This is a genomic window from Paenibacillus oenotherae (genome assembly GCF_019443105.1).
Classification (GTDB): domain Bacteria; phylum Bacillota; class Bacilli; order Paenibacillales; family Paenibacillaceae; genus Paenibacillus_Z; species Paenibacillus_Z oenotherae.
Window position 1 is genome coordinate 101,902 of the sequence record NZ_JAHZIJ010000001.1, and the last position, 15,543, is coordinate 117,444.

Genomic DNA, 15,543 nt, shown 5'->3' on the forward strand with positions numbered 1-15,543 from the left:
AGTCATCGCAATAAACCGGACTCCTGCAGCAGCCGCAGGGCAGCTTGCTCGATCGGAATTCCGCTATCGACGAGAAGATAGGCCGCTCCCCGCTGTCTGCAATAGGTCCGGATAGCCGCGCAATGATCGTCCACTGCTCGTTTATAGGCTTGCAGCACCCCTGCGCCGATCGCAACGTCCTTCCCTGTCTGCTGCTCGCTGTCAATCAGCTTCAGCTCTCCTTGGAGCTGCGGGCGAAGCTCCCCCGGCGATAAAATATGTACAAATACAACCTCTTGGCCCGCTCCGGCCAAGGCGCTGATCGTCCGCTCAATGCCGTGTTCATACAAACCGTCCGTGAACAGCCACGCTTGTCCCGCACGTCCCGGCAGCCCTGCAGCAGACACAATTGCAGATGACAAATCATCGCTGCCGTCATGATCGGCAGCATGCTGTTGTTCACCGTCAGCCGCCGCTGCGGTCAGAAAGTCGATCAATCGCAGTGTGCTGGCCCTGCCCCGCAGCGGCGGCAGCTCCTCCGTGATGGAGCGGGTGAACAGTTTCACACTGACCCGGTCCTCGCCCGCAAGAGCGACATAACCAACCGCCGCCGCAAGGCGCAGCGCGTAACGGAGCTTGTTGTCATCCGGCGGGGGATTGCCCGCTCCCGCAGCTAATGGTAACGGCCTGGTGCTGCGGCCGCCTGCAAGCGATAAGCTGCCATCAAAGGACATGGAGCGGGAAATATCAATATACATATGAACATGAAGCTCCTGTTCATCCCAATATTGACGGACAAAGGCACGACCGGATCTTCCGTACACATTCCAATCGATGCGGCGAATATCATCTCCCGGGACATAAGGCCGATAATCAGCGAATTCTAATGAGCTGCCCAGCGAGCGCGAGCGCCTCTTGCCTTGTATCGTGCCGCGAATACGGCTCCTCGCGACGATAGACAGTCGGCTGAGCCGCTCCAGCAGAGCCGGATCGAGCAGCGGCTCCCGCCCTTTTTGATCCCCTGTTAGGCCCTCCCTATCCTTGCTGTTCATCGCTGCAATTCCAATGTATCGAGAATCGTTCCAATTATGGCATCGGTCCGTATCCCCATTGCCTGCCCCTCATATCCAAGCACGATGCGGTGGCGAAGCGCAGGCACAGCGATCATTCGAATGTCCTGCCAGGAAACATGGAGCCTGCCGGATGACAATGCCCTTACCTTGCTTGCGGCTATGATAGATTGAATGCCTCGCGGCCCGCCGCCGTACCGGACAACCTGCTTCACAAGATCGGGAGCGTCTGCTTCACCGGGATGCGTCATCATGAGCAGCTTGACCGCCAGATCGAGGATTTCATCGGATACGAGCACTTCCTTGGCGAAAGCTTGCAGCTTCATCAGTTCAGCCGCAGCCAATACACGGTTCGCGCTTTCCCACGAAGCGGCGGTCGTCCGCTGCACAATTAATTTCAACTCTTCGCGAGAGGGGTAAGTGACATCGAGCTTTAACATGAACCGATCAAGCTGCGCTTCCGGGAGCGGATAAGTTCCTTCCTGCTCCAGCGGGTTCTGCGTAGCCAGCACAAAGAACGGCTTGGGCAGCTCATGTGTCTCTCCGCCTGCTGTTACCGTCTTCTCCTGCATCGCTTCCAGCAGAGCGCTCTGCGTCTTGGGCGTCGCCCTGTTAATTTCGTCAGCGAGGACGATGTTGCCGAAGATCGGTCCCCGCTGGAACCGGTATGCCGTCTCGCCTTTCGCACCGAACTCAACCAGGTTCGTGCCTGTTATATCAGCTGGCATCAGATCCGGCGTAAATTGAATTCTGGAGAAATCCAGGTCAAGCGTATCCGCTATCGTCCGGACAAGCATCGTCTTTCCAAGACCCGGTATTCCTTCCAGCAGAACGTGCCCTCCGGCAATAACCGCCCAAAGAAGCTGCTCAACAACTTCATTCTGGCCTACGATGACACGGCCGATCTCCTGCTTCACAGCATCGATAGTCTCCATTGCCCATACGACCTGCTCTTTCGATTGCAGCATCACTTCACCTCTTCTATTAGCTCCATTCGTCTAGCGATTAGGCTGAATTTCTTCAAAATAATCACGTACCCGCTGCTGCATGCTCTGCGGCAGCTCATTGCGTGAGAGCGCCTGCTTGGCATCCGCAGCATACTCCGTGTACACATCTTCATAAGGACGGGAGACACCATCTGCTATTGGAGACTCTCCGCCTGTCTGTATTTGCCCTCCTGTTGAAGGGCCGCTGTCATTCTGAACGTTGCCCGACCCTTTCAATGACCGCGGGGTTGTGACCAAATGCCGGCTTCCTATGCCTGTGCCGGCTCCGGCTCCACCCGAGCCGCCGCCCGATCCCGAGCCGGAGCCACTTCCAGATCCTGAACCGCTCCCTGAACCAGAACCGGAGCCGCTTCCAGATCCTGAACCACTCCCTGATCCCGATCCGGAGCCACTTCCAGATCCTGAACCACTCCCTGATCCTGAGCCGGAACCACTTCCAGTACCCGAGCCTGTGCCTTGACCCGAACCCGTGCCTTGGCCAGCGCCTTGACCTGAGCCTTGATTAGCCCCCGCGCCCTGTCCGGTGCTTGACCCTTGTCCAGTCCCCGGCTCTTGACTTCCGCTGGCGCCAGCGCCTGATGCACCGCCGGCTGCTCCATTGGCCTGGCCTGAGGGCGCGCCGCCGCCTGACGATCCGGCCAAGCCCGCAAGCGGCTGGCCGCTCTCACCCAGCTGGCCCGCCATCGCCTGGGCCAGCGCTGCCGCTTCGCCCTGCGACAGCTCGCGGTCCAGTGCCTGCTCCAGCGCGGCGAGCGCATCGCCTTCGCCCTGACCTTCGGCCGGGTCCGATTGCTCCCCGGCCTCCAGCGCTTGCCGCGCCGCATTCTCCAGCGCCTCGCGAAGCTCGGCGCTGTCCTCCGGCGTTGCTGCGGCCGCGCGCTCCAGCTCCGCCGCAAGCGCTTCGCGCTCTTGCGGCGACAGCCGCTTCATCGCCCGGCCCATCGCATCGAGCGATGATTTCGCCCCCGAAGCGTCACGCTTCGCCAACGCTTCACCGAGCTCCCGCAGCTGCGGACTATCCTGCAGCGCAGCCGCCGTTGAATCGAGCCGCTCCAGCGCTTCAGACGCTTCTGCGGCCAGCTTCTCAAGCTCGCGCTTCGCGGCATCCAGCGCCAGCAGCGCATCTCGCGGATCATCCAGCTTCTCCATCCGCTCTTGAAGCCTGTCGATTGGCTCGCGAAATGCCTTCTTTGCCCCGTCTGGCAGCTTGTTCTCCTCCAGCTTGGCAACCATCTCGTCGGCGCTATCCTGAAGCTGCGACATCTCTTCCTTCAGAGCTGCAATGGCTGCCGCCTTCTCGTCCATTTCATTGGGCAGCAGCACCAATAAGGCAGCGGCTGTCAAGCCAGCCAGCACGCCTGCGGCATATCGCTTATTGTGCCGCAGCCGCGGCAGCGGCAAATTCTGCTTTATGGACTCCGTGTAGCCTGCGGCAGCTTCAGCCGCATCCTCACGCTGCATCAGCACAATTGGCGAGCAGCTCTCAAGTCCGCCAAGCGCCGTGCCTACCGCATCATGCGCACTGCCGCGATCCATCTCCCTGGCAGCCATCATCTGTGGAACACCGCGCACCAAAGCCACTCCCGCAGCGGCCGCAAGTCCCAGCAGCGCAGCCGACAGTGCCAGTTCCTTTGCATACAGCAGCGGCCACAACCGGCTGGCGCCGAGCAGAAGCAGTGCTGGCCCTATGCCTGCAAGCAGACCGGCAGCACTGTACCTGATGACGCGCAGCAGAAGAAGACGACGCTGCACTTGTTTTACATGTTGAAGCAGACGCTGAGTCCCCTCCATGCGCTCACCCTCCTCTTCTGATCCTGCGATGCTCGCCGCACGCGAGCTTACCCTTTGCCATTCCCGCTGCGCTTATAGCGCGGCCTGATATAGCGAATCGCCATCACAATAGCGATGATCGCAACGGCGCTATAGAAGAGGAGAAACTCCTGCCACAGGGCAATTGGCGGGGGTGTGCTCCCGCCTCTCGTCATGAAGACCTGTTCCGTTATGCTGTCATCGAAAATGCTAAACATAGCGGCAACCGGATTCCAGGCGGCAATATGCCCGATCCAGCCGTAGTCTGCCGGATTGTAGCCTGTCCCGCTGTTGCGCTGCGTCATCTCCATAACTTGACTCATCAGCAGATAGAGGAATCCTGTCCCGGCAAAGATAAACAAGGTGGCGCCATAAGTGACAATTACCGAGACCATCGTCCTTTTGAACAGCGTGGAGAAGAGGATGCCCAATGAACCAAGGACAACCATAACAAAGGTAAAGAACAGGAATACGAGCAGAAGCTGCTTGGGCGATATGCCGCCATACAAGAACACAACGCTGTATACCGGCAAAGTCGAAATGACGAGCAGCAGCATGAAGCTCAGGGAAGAGAACAGCTTGCTCAGTATAATCGTCGTCGAACTTTGCTGGGTGGTGAGAAGCAGATTGAGCGTCTGCTTCTCCCTCTCTCCGCTAATTACGCCCGCAGTCAATCCCGGCGCCATGAAGGCAACCAGTCCCAGCTGGACTACACATATGAAATAGAACATGAGGCGGCTCTGGCTGGGGTCAAAGCTGTTCGAGCTCCCGCTCGGCATGACGGTCATAATATAAATAAAACCAAAGGTCATCGCCCCGATAACGAATAAATAGAAGAACAGCGCCCACATGGCGCGCGATGTGCGCATACGGAGACGAAATTCCTTGTCCAAGACGGGATTAATGAGCTTGGAGCGCCAATGTCGCAGACCGCCGCCAGCTTGAATTTGACTCATACGACGTTCTCGCCACCTTTCGTAATTTCCAGGAAGACATCTTCCAGATTCGTCTGCGCCTCGCTGAACGACACAACACGGTAGCCGCTTGATATAAGTCCCATTAGCAATGCCGCCTGCTCTTCATCCTGTCCTTCATAATGGACATGAATGCCCTGTTCATCACGCAGCAGTCGTCCTACGAGCGGCTGATCCCTCAAGAAGCTCTCCGCCTCATCAAGACGGTCCAGAAGCCGGACATACAATACCCGCTTGACCCGCAGCTTGCTTTGAATATCAGAAATGTTGCCGCGGGCAACCATGCTCCCATGCTCAATAACGCCGATCTCATCCACCATCTCAGCCAGCTCAGGCAAAATATGCGACGAAATAATTATCGTCTTGCCCATTGCCTTTAGCTCCTTCAAAATTTCCCGCATCTCGATCCGCGCTCTGGGATCAAGCCCGGAAGCCGGTTCATCAAGGATGAGCAGATCAGGATCATGGACAAGGCAGCGAGCCAGACAGAGCCGCTGCTTCATCCCCCGTGACAATGTATCGACATAGGCATCCTTTTTGTCCGACAGATTGACAAGTTCCAGCAGCTGCGGTATCAGCTCTTCGCGCTCCGCCTTGGGAATTCCGTAGCTTGCGCCGTAGAAGTGCAGGTACTCTATCGTTTTGAACTGATCATAGACTCCGAAGAAATCCGGCATATAGCCGATCCGCTTGCGCACCTCCTTGGGATGCTGCGTAACATCGAAGCCGCCCACCTTGACTGTACCGGAGGTTGGCGCTGCAAGCGTTGCAAGTATGGACATCGTTGTTGACTTGCCCGCTCCGTTCGGTCCGACAAAACCAAAGACACAGCCTTTGGCAATCGTCAGATCAATTCCTTTTACCGCCTGGAATGATCCGAATGTCTTTGTCAGCCCCTCAATCTCTATCATTGGCGCCTCCATCAGTGCGTCACCTTCCCTTCCAGTCCGATTTGCGGGAACATCGTCTCATATTGGTTCTCGTCCAGCACATCGATCTTCATGCGCACAGTACGATCCTTGGTTATAAATTGCTGCGGCGCTTTCAGCTCCCAGCTCATTGCATTCCCCGTCATTGCCAGCCATTTGCCCTGCTTCTCATTCCATATCGACAAGGTCATGCCAGCAAGGTTAGCATTTAACAGTGGTTGTTGAACCTGCAGCAAGTCGTATTGAACCTTATCGATGCTCGGCAGGAGATAGCTGATAACAACCTCTCCCTGCGCAACAACAACCCGACCGTCAGGCCGTGACTCCATGCCCTTCATCGTGGTGGATTCCATACTGGGGACAAGCATGCCCGTTGGAATACGAACCTTATTGCCCTGTACGATATCCAGTGCCACCTTCTGTGCCCATAGCGTGACACGATCACTTTTCACATTGGCCCCATTCACTTGAAGCGCTGGCTCTGTATCCTTGCTGTATCCGACGACTGTAAGCTCATTCCTTCCATTCGACTGTCCGGCATTCAACAAGGTGGATGAATATGCGTTGGTCAAAATTCTTTCACGCTGGCGATCATCCTGAGTACTGTTTGGATAAGGAAAGATCATTCCGCCAAAATCCAGATATGACTGCGGGTTGCCTGCTGCTGAGGCTGGAATGAGCGCTCTGCCGGATTGTCCGATTGCCAGCTCTCCTATCTTCACAACTTGTCCGTTCCATATCAAATGAACATCCGTCAGGTCTGTCCGCAGCTTGTTCGTTACCAGAAGCACAGTCCCTTTATCTGATTCCTCGAATGCCGTTTCCAGTTGCCCGGTATCGGCTACAGCAGCATTGTCCATATACGTGCCCCGTGTTGACCAATAGGAAACATCATTCCAGCGGATGTCCGTTTCCTGATCCTTCCTCGTCGCCACCTGCAGGGAGTCATCCTCAAGCTGGGAGATCCCGCCTCCGAAGCCATTATCGCTTTGATACGGCATTAGCGCTTGCGGAGTGTTGAAGGTTACGCGAACATCGCCGCCTGTCGGCACAAATACAGAGGAAGCGCCGAATTGCACCCCATCCCCCGCGCCACTTAGCGCCACGACACGCACAGTATGCGCAAGCGTCTTGCTTTTGTCGCTGGCACCAACGAAGAATACGGCAACCGAGCAAATAATCGCAATGGAAGGAATAATCCACCATGCCCATTCACGACGATCCAGCCGCTTTAGTAAAAGAAACAGCAGCGGGGCAGCAACAAATATATAAATAAGAAATAAATATAAGAGCGTCATAAAATGCGGGCTTTTAATAGAAGGGAATTTATTCACCGCATTTTGGAAATCCCAGTAAGGGCCATACCCCATGTTGCTATGTATCATGCCTCCAGGTTGAAAGCTCTGCAATTGGCTCCCCATCAGCTTGGCCCACAGCGCCGCACTTCCACCCCATGATGACATCGGCTCAAGCGCAGGATCAAATGCGACATACAGCACTTCACCCAGACCTAACGAGCGCTTGGCTGCTAGAATAACACCCTTCTCCTCCAGCAGCACTTCGCCTTCCGCCAGTGTCGCGGCGGAAACCGTAAGCGGTTCATTCAACGGGAGCTTCTTGCTGCCGATGTACGGCGTCAGTTCATCCCCTATATTCAGCGTTGTCGTCCCTTGTACTGCAACCGGGGCAATGGATTGAAAGGGCGAGGCTGTCTTCTCATAACCGGCCCCGCCGGAGAGGATGAGCATTCCCCCTTCCTTCACCCATTGCGTAATCGCATCTCCTTGGGCTTCACTCAAGCTTGCTCCGGATATATCATTCAACAGCAGCGCATCCAGCGTATCAAGCTGCAATGAATCATAAGGCAGCTTCCCCGGATCAACGTTGACCGTCTTAATGGAATAACCCTTCTGATTCAGTGTCGGCATGAAATTCAAAGTGTCCGGATCACGCGCGACAATTCCGATCATATTGCTTTGCGATATAGTGCCAGACAAGAAATGATTGCCGAGCAGCTTGACCGTTTTACCGTTTTCAGCAGAGCCTTCAAAGAAACGAACCAGGTTATTCCTTTCACCGAGCTGGCTGCTAGGAATAGCCAGGGACAAGGAAATAGGTGTATCTATCGGCAAATCTGCTTTGACCGAATAATCCATCTTCTGGCCATTCCAATTCGATTGAACCGAAACGACAAGCTCACCGGACAATTCCCTTCCGGTACGGTTCGTCAGCGTAAAATAAGCCGGGAACCAGCGCCCCTCTTTCATCTCCCCCTGATAGCCGGCACTGCTTTGTATTTCGATTCCTGCCTCTGTCTCTGCTGCAGCAGTCCCCGCAGGCAGCACTAGCAACAAAGTCAGCCAGAAGGCCAGCGAAAGCAATGCTAATTTTTGAGCCATATTTCTAATGTAAGGCTTCACAACGGTACTCCCTTCTGCAATTGGTTTCCTAATTTTAACGATACTGGGGTTATAAAAGTTTCGATATGCACAATAAAAAAACGGACTGGCAAGGCTCCTCCCTTGCCAATCCGTATGCTTGACACTTTATGCGGTCAGCCGCTATAGCCATTAAATCCGAACTGCTGTACCGCTTACCGCAACCATCAGCATGCCATCACGGATAACCTCATAATCGATGTCGATGCCTACGATTGCATTTGCTCCAAGACGCGAGGCGTTGCTGGACATTTCGTTAAATGCCACATCACGCGCCTCTTTCAGCTTGGATTCATACGCCCCTGATCTGCCTCCAACGATGTCGGTAATAGAAGCGAACAAATCACGTACGATGTTCGCCCCCATAATCGCTTCTCCAGTAACAACGCCCAAATAATCATGCACAGGACGCCCTTCAATTGCAGGTGTAGTTGAGAAAATCATTCATATGCCTCCTTAAAATTTCTTAAACCCTCCATTGGCGGAGGTAGTATTCCCATTATTGCAGGACGTCATCCGAGCCATTCCTGCTGCACATCGGCAAGCCAGCATTGCAAGTGCTGACCATATCCAGAAGAAGAGCAGCCAGATCATTTCATTGTAACGGTGAATATCCTCTAGGGAGATCATACGATTATTTTCAAGCAGCCATGCCAATAATTTCATATGCACAGGCTCGTAGCTGATCATAGCAGCCGATAAGAGCAATAGAATGACGACCGCTGCTTTCAGCTTCCGACTGCGGGCTGCGATGTACAATAGAGAGGCAACGAACAAGCCGAACAAAGCGGCAGATAGCGGAGCTACAATCCATACCCCCGTATCAATCGGACCATGGCCTGCCAGCAGCTTGCCTGCCAGCATCAACAGAGCTGTAAGGGCAAAAGTGAGCCACAATTGTGCCGCCGCTCCGCTTCTTGCCGCGGGCTTCTGCCCAGTGCAATCCGACCTGCGCCAGCGCAAATACCTGTACATCAACCATCCCGATGGAATAAGCAATCCAATTAACGAGGTCGCATATTGCAGCCAATGGTAGATAGCCTCACCCGCTACTGCAGTGTAGAGGAACGGGAAGAGCTTGACGAAAACACCGCTGGAATGCGTCCAGCTGTCCATAAATAGATGCGTCAGGAATCCAATAAATAGTGAACCGATAAAGACCAGCCACTCCCGCGCGGAACGAAGCTGCCATGCTCCCAGCTCCTGCTGAACGAACCGGTCGACTCCTCCTCTGACTGGCATAAACAGAGGCAGGACAGGCTTAATAATGCTGTGGAAAGCAAAAGCTAATGTTATGCATAATGGCAGGCACATGAATAAAAATCCCGAGAAGAAATGACCAATTGAACGGTACGGCTCCATAGCAATAAAATATTCCATGTCCGGCGCCATACTTCCCAGTACAAGCCCGGTGACGCTTAGCCATTTGGGTGCCAAGCGGCGCAGGGGAACCGCATACAACGGATGCGAGAATGTGAAGGGCATCCCTTACCTCCTGCACGCAGGATCATATTCAGCTAACCTGCTAATCAATTTGTCCAAATTTGCTTAACGGCCATAAACGGAAGATCGCACGGCCCTCAATGCTCGTCAGCGGAATCGCGCCAATCGTCCGGCTGTCCTCGCTTCTCATCCGATTATCGCCCATTACGAATACGGAATCAGCAGGTACCGTGAAAGGGAATGCCACACTGCTTGGAAGAGTCTCTCCCCGCACATACGGTTCTTCCAGCAGCGTATCATTGATATATACCTTGCCATCTCTTAAGTCCAGCACATCGCCGGCAAGGCCGATGACCCTTTTAATGAGACGCTTATCTGCTTCAGGTCCATTAATAATAACAATCTCGCCCCGTTCAGGGGAATAAAAATGATACGTGATCTTGTCCTCAATGAGACGCTGTCCCTCATATAACGTGCCCTGCATGGACACATTGCGAACTTCTGTCTGGGCGAAAGCATAGTTCTGGATTAATAGGGCTGCGACGACTGCAACGGACAAGGAAACACCCCAGTCACGAAGCTCGCGCACCCACTTCTTCTGCGGCTGCTGCTCGGTTTGAATGCTCATCATATGCTCTCCCTTCATCTGCTTAAAATTTAAATTCCACGATCTGTAATTAATAACGATTCAGCCCATAATAAAGTTTCTCTTGCATCCATAATCGGCCAAAAAAAATATTGAACCCCCCAACTACTTGCGATAAAGTGAGTAGATTGATGATTCAACTACAGAGGAGTGGGACGATTGTCGCAGGATAGCACGAAAGCCATGAAACACGCGCCTTCAATTGCAGCAACCAGGCTCGACCATCTTGTTTTCGTTATTGTAACACTGCTCTATTGGACGAATATGTATATCTATGTTCCGATCTTGCCTCCATATATGCAAGAAAGCGGCTATTCCGCCATGCTGATCGGCATCGTGCTCGGAAGCTATGGCTTCACGCAGATGCTCATTCGATTCCCGCTTGGCTTATTGTCTGACAAGCTCCACAAGCGCAAGCCCTTTCTGATGATCGGCATGCTGTCAGGCGCTCTCAGCTGCTATCTGTTTACTATGCCAGATTCCTGGCTCTGGCCGCTGGCCGGACGAATGATGTCAGGTGTCTGCGCATCTGCCTGGGTAGCATTCACCGTTCTGTATGCCGCCTACTATGCATCCAACGAAGCAACCAAAGCAATGAGCAACATAAGCTTTCTAACCGTGGGCGGACAGCTGATCGGCATGACGCTTAGCGGATGGCTCAGTGATACGTTTGACTGGAATGCTGCTTTCATTGCCGGAATCGGGATCGGGCTGGCCGGCTTCCTGCTTGTACTGGCGGTCAAGGAGCCGAAGGGTGGCGTCGCCCGTGCGCCAATCTCGCTTCACCATCTGGGCGAGGTCGTACGCACTCCTTCTCTGATCCGGGTATCCATTCTGTCAATTCTGGGCCATTGCGTGCTATTCATTACAATGTTCGGCTTTACCCCGCTTAAAGCAACTGAGCTGGGTGCGGATAGCGGGCAGCTTACGCTCGTCGTAATCGCCTTCATGATTCCTCACGCGATTGCCTCCCTGCTTGCAGGCAGAACGCTTGCTCCACGATTCGGAACATGGAACATTACTGCACTGGGTTTTGTCCTGAGCGCCATATGTACTGTTTCCATCATTTATTCAGACTCGCTCTCCATGCTGATTGTTACACAAGCTGTCAATGGATTTGCCCAAGGCCTGTATCTCCCACTGCTGCTTGGCATGGCTATTCAACCCTTCGAAATGAACAAGCGCGCCACGGCCATGGGCTTCTATCAGGCGGTCTATTCCATCGGCATGTTCGCCGGACCTTTTCTCGCCGGTTTCATGAATGAAGGCTTCGGCCTGGACAGCGGCTTCTGGCTCGGAGGCGCGTTTGCTGCAGCAGCTCTACTCTTAACGTTGAAATGGAAAGGGACTTCGTAAGCCAGGCAATCCCGAATCAAGCTCTACAAGGATAGCCGGTATATTGCCAGTACATCCCCTTGATCGAGTTTGCGGAAGTTGCCTCGCGGCCCGCGTGCCGTCGCTTGCGCCGCCATGGCCTCCAGATGCTCATCGCCAATTCCATAGTCGGCCAGCCTTGACGGGGCGCCGATTGAAGTCCAGAAATCGCGGAGAGCCTTGATGCCTGCCTCTGCGATTTCCCGGTCGCTCCTGCCTTCTTCCTGAACGCCAAACACCTGAACCGCGAACTGGCGGAAACGTGGAAGATAGTCGTCCATCACATAGCTCATCCAGTTGGGGAACAGAATCGCCAGCCCGCCACCGTGCGGTATATCATAGACCGCGGACAATACATGCTCCATATCGTGATTGGCCCAATCCCCGGTGATCCCCATCGAAAGCACATTATTGAGCGCCATTGTCCCGCAATATAGAATCGTTTCGCGATGCTGAAGATTCGCAAGATCATTAACAAGCAGCGGCGCAGTCGCAATCACTGTCCTGAGAATCGTTTCACAGAAGCCATCCTGAACAGGCGTGTGCGGGTCACGGTGAAAATATTGCTCGAACACATGCGACATAATATCAGCCATGCCGTAAACCGTATGATCCTTAGGTGTAGTCACGGTAAACGCAGGATCAAGGATAGAGAATGCCGGATATACATGCGGACTGCCCCAGCCATGCTTCTCCTTCGTTTCTTCGTTTGATATAACGGAGTTGGCGTTCATCTCCGAACCGGTCGCAGCAAGCGTAAGTACCGTACCGAGAGGAAGTGCGGATTGAACCGGAACCTTGTTCGTCACTACATCCCAGAAATCTCCCTGGTAATGAGCGCCGGCAGCAATTGCCTTGCCGCAGTCCAACGTGCTTCCGCCTCCTACAGCCAGCACCCAATCGATCCGATGCTGCCTGCATAACTCGGCGCCCCTGTTAACAGTCGTTACCCTTGGATTCGGCTCCACGCCGCCAAGCTCGGTCACTTCACAGCCAGCTCCGTGCAGCAGCTCCAGAACACGATCATAGAGCCCGCTTCTCTTAATGCTGCCGCCCCCGTAGATTAATAGTACATACTTGCCGTATTTCCGAGCCTCGGATGTCAATTTCGCAAGCTGCCCACTGCCGAAATGAAGCCTCGTTGGATTATGGAACGTGAATGCTTTCATTGTCATGATCCGCCTCTCAAATGAAAATTTTGTTTCCTGCCTTCAACCCGTCGCTATACAAAACAAGTTTAACAAAATAGAGATCAAGAGTAAAAAAATCACCTGCCGAGCGTACAGGCAGATGATTCTTATGACCACGATTCAATTATTCAATACAATCCTCAGGTTCTTCCGCAGGAGCCGCGTCCTCCATATTAACCTTGTCCGCTACCGTATCACGAATAACAGCGACAACGGTTTGCAGCAAGTAGTTAATATCTGCCTGGCTCTGTTGAAATTCGGAAATGATCGGGATCTCGTCGAGCTGATCCTGCAGTTCTTCGATTTCTTTCTCGATCTTGGTCACCATTTCCGCATTCTTGAAAGTCGTTTCGAACGCAACGATCTCTTTTTGCTTCTTCTTCATTTGAGCGATTAAGCCTTGTACCCGTTCATTGCCTTGAATTTGCTTCTCGGCACGTTGATATTGCTGCACTTCCTCCGAAGTGAACAGCATCTCGGCCAGCTCTTTCGTCTTCGCCATGATGTCAGCTCTAACGATAATATCCTTCGTATGAAACTTGGGAACGCCGCACCCTTCGCCATGCTCGTGGTCGTGGTGATCGTGATCATGATTATGCTTCGTTGTTGTTTGTTCGTTCGCCATAATATCTCCCTCTCGCCGCTAGCCTGGTTGCATAGCCGCTTCATTTCATTGAACTTCTGTTACGAGACCGCTTCCTGCCGTTCCGGTGCATCGATTGGCTCACCTTTAATATACCAGGTTTGGGTTTCGGTAACACGAACATGTACGAATTGGCCGATCCACTCCTGCGGTCCTTCCAGATGAACAAGCTTATTGGTGCGGGTCCGGCCCGACAATACATTCGGATTATTCTTGCTCTGACCCTCTACAAGCACTTCAAACACTTGGCCTGTCAGCTTCTCATGCGCTTCCTTGCTAAGCTCGGCTATGAGCGCATTCAAGCGCTGCAGCCGTTTCTTCTTGATGTCTTCAGGAACATTATCATCCATCTCGGCAGCCGGCGTACCCGCACGGGGCGAATAGATATAGGTATAAGCAGAATGGAAGCCGACTTCTCTCATCAATGACAGCGTATCCTCGAACTGCTCCTCCGTTTCCCCTGGAAAACCGACGATAACGTCAGTGGTCAACACAGCATCCGGGATCGCTCGCCTGATTCTGCCCACAAGCTCAAGGAACATCTCCCGCGAATATTTGCGGCTCATCCGTTTCAGCACTTCCGTGCTGCCTGATTGTACCGGCAGGTGGATATGCTCAACAAGATTGCCTCTCTTCGCCAGCACCTCAATCAGATGGTCGTCGAAATCACGCGGGTGACTGGTCGTAAACCGGATACGGGGAATATCGATCTTCGACATATCATGCATCAGATCGCCGAAGCGGTATTCGATATCCTCAAAATCCTTGCCGTATGCGTTGACATTCTGGCCAAGCAATGTAATCTCCTTGAAGCCCTGCCGGGCCAGATCACGCACCTCGCTTATAACATCCTCAGGCCGGCGGCTCCGCTCCTTGCCCCTTGTATAAGGGACGATGCAATACGTGCAGAACTTGTCACAGCCATACATAATGTTGACCCATGCCCGCATGCCTTCCCTTTTCTTAGGCAGGTTCTCAATGATATCGCCTTCCTTCGACCATACCTCGACAACCATTTCTTTGCCGAACATGGCATCCTGAAGCAAATGCGGCAAACGATGAATATTATGCGTCCCGAATATAAGATCAACGAAGGAATGCTTCTGCATAATGCGCCCGACAACCGACTCTTCCTGCGACATGCAGCCGCAAACGCCAAGAATCAGTTCAGGCTTCTCCAGCTTGAGATGCTTCAGATGGCCCAATTCACCGAACACCTTGTCCTCCGCATTCTCCCGAACTGCGCAAGTGTTGAGCAGAATAACATCGGCTATATCGCGATCCTCTGTCGCCGTATAACCCATTGCCTCGAACATGCCCCTCATAACTTCCGTATCATGCTCATTCATCTGGCATCCGTACGTATAAATCACATAATATTTGCCCTTCCCGAAATCTCTCATTTCCTCTGGAATAGCAAAATCGTAATGAACTTGAATGTCTTCTTTTCCTCGTTGCTTTTCTTCTCTATAATTGGGTGCAGAATTTATTTGGATATTCCGACCTTTAATGCGATATGTAGTTTTGCCCTCTTCTTGGCTTAACACTTTCGCATCTGAGAAGTCAAAGTATTTGGAGTAATCGTTCACCTTGTCGGATTTTAAGTCCGATGGATTATTATTCCCCTTTGACATGTCTAATATCACTTCCCTCTATACTAAAATGAAGCTCCCTATTGTTTTTAACCTAATATAAAATTATAGCACAAATGGCACCACTTAATCCATCTGAGCACTCATCTCCAACATGTTACAGGTTGAAGGAATTTCACCTTTAGAATAGTAACGAATTGCTTTTCCTTTTTCCTTGGCATATTCAATCTCTCTTTTAGTGCTGCTTCCAATGTAACCATTCCTATCAATCACGAATATTTCATCCGAAATATCAATTTTTCTAAAATGCAGATCTCCAAGTAATTCAGCTTGTTTCTCAGTTATTTCAAACCCTTCACTCTGCTCATAACTAATATTTTCCAAACAAAGAAATGACCGACAAGATTTTAGCTTATCAGTCATTTTATTGTTTTATCAACTATGCGGGC

The 15,543-nt window shown here is 52.7% G+C and carries 14 protein-coding genes; 1 reads left to right on the forward strand and 13 read right to left on the reverse strand.

The features are described 5' to 3' along the window. Positions 1 to 2 precede the first annotated feature (2 nt). From K0T92_RS00420 to lepB, 9 genes are all read right to left on the reverse strand, one after another. On the reverse strand, positions 3 to 1,031 hold the full coding sequence (locus tag K0T92_RS00420) for a DUF58 domain-containing protein (RefSeq protein ID WP_219870451.1): 1,029 nt from the start codon (positions 1,029 to 1,031) through the stop codon (positions 3 to 5). Then, positions 1,028 to 2,017: an AAA family ATPase gene (locus tag K0T92_RS00425; protein WP_219870452.1), complete on the reverse strand. Its 990-nt coding sequence runs from the start codon at positions 2,015 to 2,017 to the stop codon at positions 1,028 to 1,030. The genes K0T92_RS00420 and K0T92_RS00425 overlap by 4 nt, the downstream gene beginning before the upstream one ends. 30 nt (positions 2,018 to 2,047) lie before the next feature. Beyond that, the gene (locus K0T92_RS00430; protein WP_219870453.1) at positions 2,048 to 3,847 is read right to left on the reverse strand and encodes a hypothetical protein; all 1,800 of its coding nucleotides are present in this window, start codon (positions 3,845 to 3,847) and stop codon (positions 2,048 to 2,050) included. Positions 3,848 to 3,894: 47 nt separating this feature from the next. Further along, positions 3,895 to 4,821 (reverse strand): ABC transporter permease, encoded by a 927-nt coding sequence (locus K0T92_RS00435; protein ID WP_219870454.1) that lies wholly within the window; start codon positions 4,819 to 4,821, stop codon positions 3,895 to 3,897. Further along, complete coding sequence (locus tag K0T92_RS00440) at positions 4,818 to 5,750, reverse strand: ABC transporter ATP-binding protein (RefSeq protein ID WP_219870455.1); 933 nt, start codon at positions 5,748 to 5,750, stop codon at positions 4,818 to 4,820. The genes K0T92_RS00435 and K0T92_RS00440 overlap by 4 nt, the downstream gene beginning before the upstream one ends. Before the next feature lie 11 nt (positions 5,751 to 5,761). Then, positions 5,762 to 8,188 (reverse strand): hypothetical protein, encoded by a 2,427-nt coding sequence (locus K0T92_RS00445; protein ID WP_219870456.1) that lies wholly within the window; start codon positions 8,186 to 8,188, stop codon positions 5,762 to 5,764. Positions 8,189 to 8,338: 150 nt separating this feature from the next. After that, positions 8,339 to 8,650 (reverse strand): heavy metal-binding domain-containing protein, encoded by a 312-nt coding sequence (locus tag K0T92_RS00450; RefSeq protein ID WP_219870457.1) that lies wholly within the window; start codon positions 8,648 to 8,650, stop codon positions 8,339 to 8,341. 12 nt (positions 8,651 to 8,662) lie between these two features. After that, positions 8,663 to 9,691, reverse strand: a complete 1,029-nt coding sequence (locus K0T92_RS00455; RefSeq protein ID WP_219870458.1) for a DUF4184 family protein — start codon at positions 9,689 to 9,691, stop codon at positions 8,663 to 8,665. A 40-nt stretch (positions 9,692 to 9,731) separates the two neighbouring features. Beyond that, entirely contained in the window at positions 9,732 to 10,280 is a 549-nt protein-coding gene (gene lepB / locus K0T92_RS00460) for a signal peptidase I (protein WP_246627776.1), read from the reverse strand. A gap of 174 nt (positions 10,281 to 10,454) precedes the next feature. Between lepB and K0T92_RS00465 the strand changes: the two genes are divergently transcribed. Continuing rightward, positions 10,455 to 11,651 carry an MFS transporter gene (locus K0T92_RS00465; RefSeq protein ID WP_246627777.1) on the forward strand — a complete coding sequence of 399 codons (1,197 nt, stop codon included), beginning with the start codon at positions 10,455 to 10,457 and terminating at the stop codon, positions 11,649 to 11,651. Between the two features lie 23 nt (positions 11,652 to 11,674). Here K0T92_RS00465 and K0T92_RS00470 read toward each other — a convergent pair whose 3' ends face one another. The 4 genes from K0T92_RS00470 to K0T92_RS00485 all read right to left on the reverse strand — a co-directional run bounded on the left by K0T92_RS00470 (position 11,675) and on the right by K0T92_RS00485 (position 15,478). Continuing rightward, on the reverse strand, positions 11,675 to 12,838 hold the full coding sequence (locus K0T92_RS00470) for an iron-containing alcohol dehydrogenase (RefSeq protein WP_219871145.1): 1,164 nt from the start codon (positions 12,836 to 12,838) through the stop codon (positions 11,675 to 11,677). Positions 12,839 to 12,983: 145 nt separating this feature from the next. Further along, the gene (locus K0T92_RS00475; protein WP_219870459.1) at positions 12,984 to 13,484 is read right to left on the reverse strand and encodes a YlbF/YmcA family competence regulator; all 501 of its coding nucleotides are present in this window, start codon (positions 13,482 to 13,484) and stop codon (positions 12,984 to 12,986) included. A 59-nt stretch (positions 13,485 to 13,543) separates the two neighbouring features. Continuing rightward, entirely contained in the window at positions 13,544 to 15,136 is a 1,593-nt protein-coding gene (miaB, locus tag K0T92_RS00480) for a tRNA (N6-isopentenyl adenosine(37)-C2)-methylthiotransferase MiaB (RefSeq protein WP_219870460.1), read from the reverse strand. Between the two features lie 84 nt (positions 15,137 to 15,220). Further along, a complete protein-coding gene (locus K0T92_RS00485; protein WP_219870461.1) occupies positions 15,221 to 15,478 on the reverse strand; it encodes a hypothetical protein in 258 nt (85 codons plus the stop codon). Between the last annotated feature and the right edge of the window lie 65 nt (positions 15,479 to 15,543).

What these genes read in the sequence shown, in the direction of transcription:
- lepB (WP_246627776.1), bottom strand. Translation starts at nt 10,280, where the DNA reads ATGATGAGCATTCAAACCGAGCAGCAGCCGCAGAAGAAGTGGGTGCGC.
- miaB (WP_219870460.1), bottom strand. Translation starts at nt 15,136, where the DNA reads ATGTCAAAGGGGAATAATAATCCATCGGACTTAAAATCCGACAAGGTG.
- K0T92_RS00450 (WP_219870457.1), bottom strand. Translation starts at nt 8,650, where the DNA reads ATGATTTTCTCAACTACACCTGCAATTGAAGGGCGTCCTGTGCATGAT.
- K0T92_RS00440 (WP_219870455.1), bottom strand. Translation starts at nt 5,750, where the DNA reads ATGATAGAGATTGAGGGGCTGACAAAGACATTCGGATCATTCCAGGCG.
- K0T92_RS00455 (WP_219870458.1), bottom strand. Translation starts at nt 9,691, where the DNA reads ATGCCCTTCACATTCTCGCATCCGTTGTATGCGGTTCCCCTGCGCCGC.
- K0T92_RS00470 (WP_219871145.1), bottom strand. Translation starts at nt 12,838, where the DNA reads ATGAAAGCATTCACGTTCCATAATCCAACGAGGCTTCATTTCGGCAGT.
- K0T92_RS00430 (WP_219870453.1), bottom strand. Translation starts at nt 3,847, where the DNA reads ATGGAGGGGACTCAGCGTCTGCTTCAACATGTAAAACAAGTGCAGCGT.
- K0T92_RS00435 (WP_219870454.1), bottom strand. Translation starts at nt 4,821, where the DNA reads ATGAGTCAAATTCAAGCTGGCGGCGGTCTGCGACATTGGCGCTCCAAG.
- K0T92_RS00425 (WP_219870452.1), bottom strand. Translation starts at nt 2,017, where the DNA reads ATGCTGCAATCGAAAGAGCAGGTCGTATGGGCAATGGAGACTATCGAT.
- K0T92_RS00420 (WP_219870451.1), bottom strand. Translation starts at nt 1,031, where the DNA reads ATGAACAGCAAGGATAGGGAGGGCCTAACAGGGGATCAAAAAGGGCGG.
- K0T92_RS00475 (WP_219870459.1), bottom strand. Translation starts at nt 13,484, where the DNA reads ATGGCGAACGAACAAACAACAACGAAGCATAATCATGATCACGATCAC.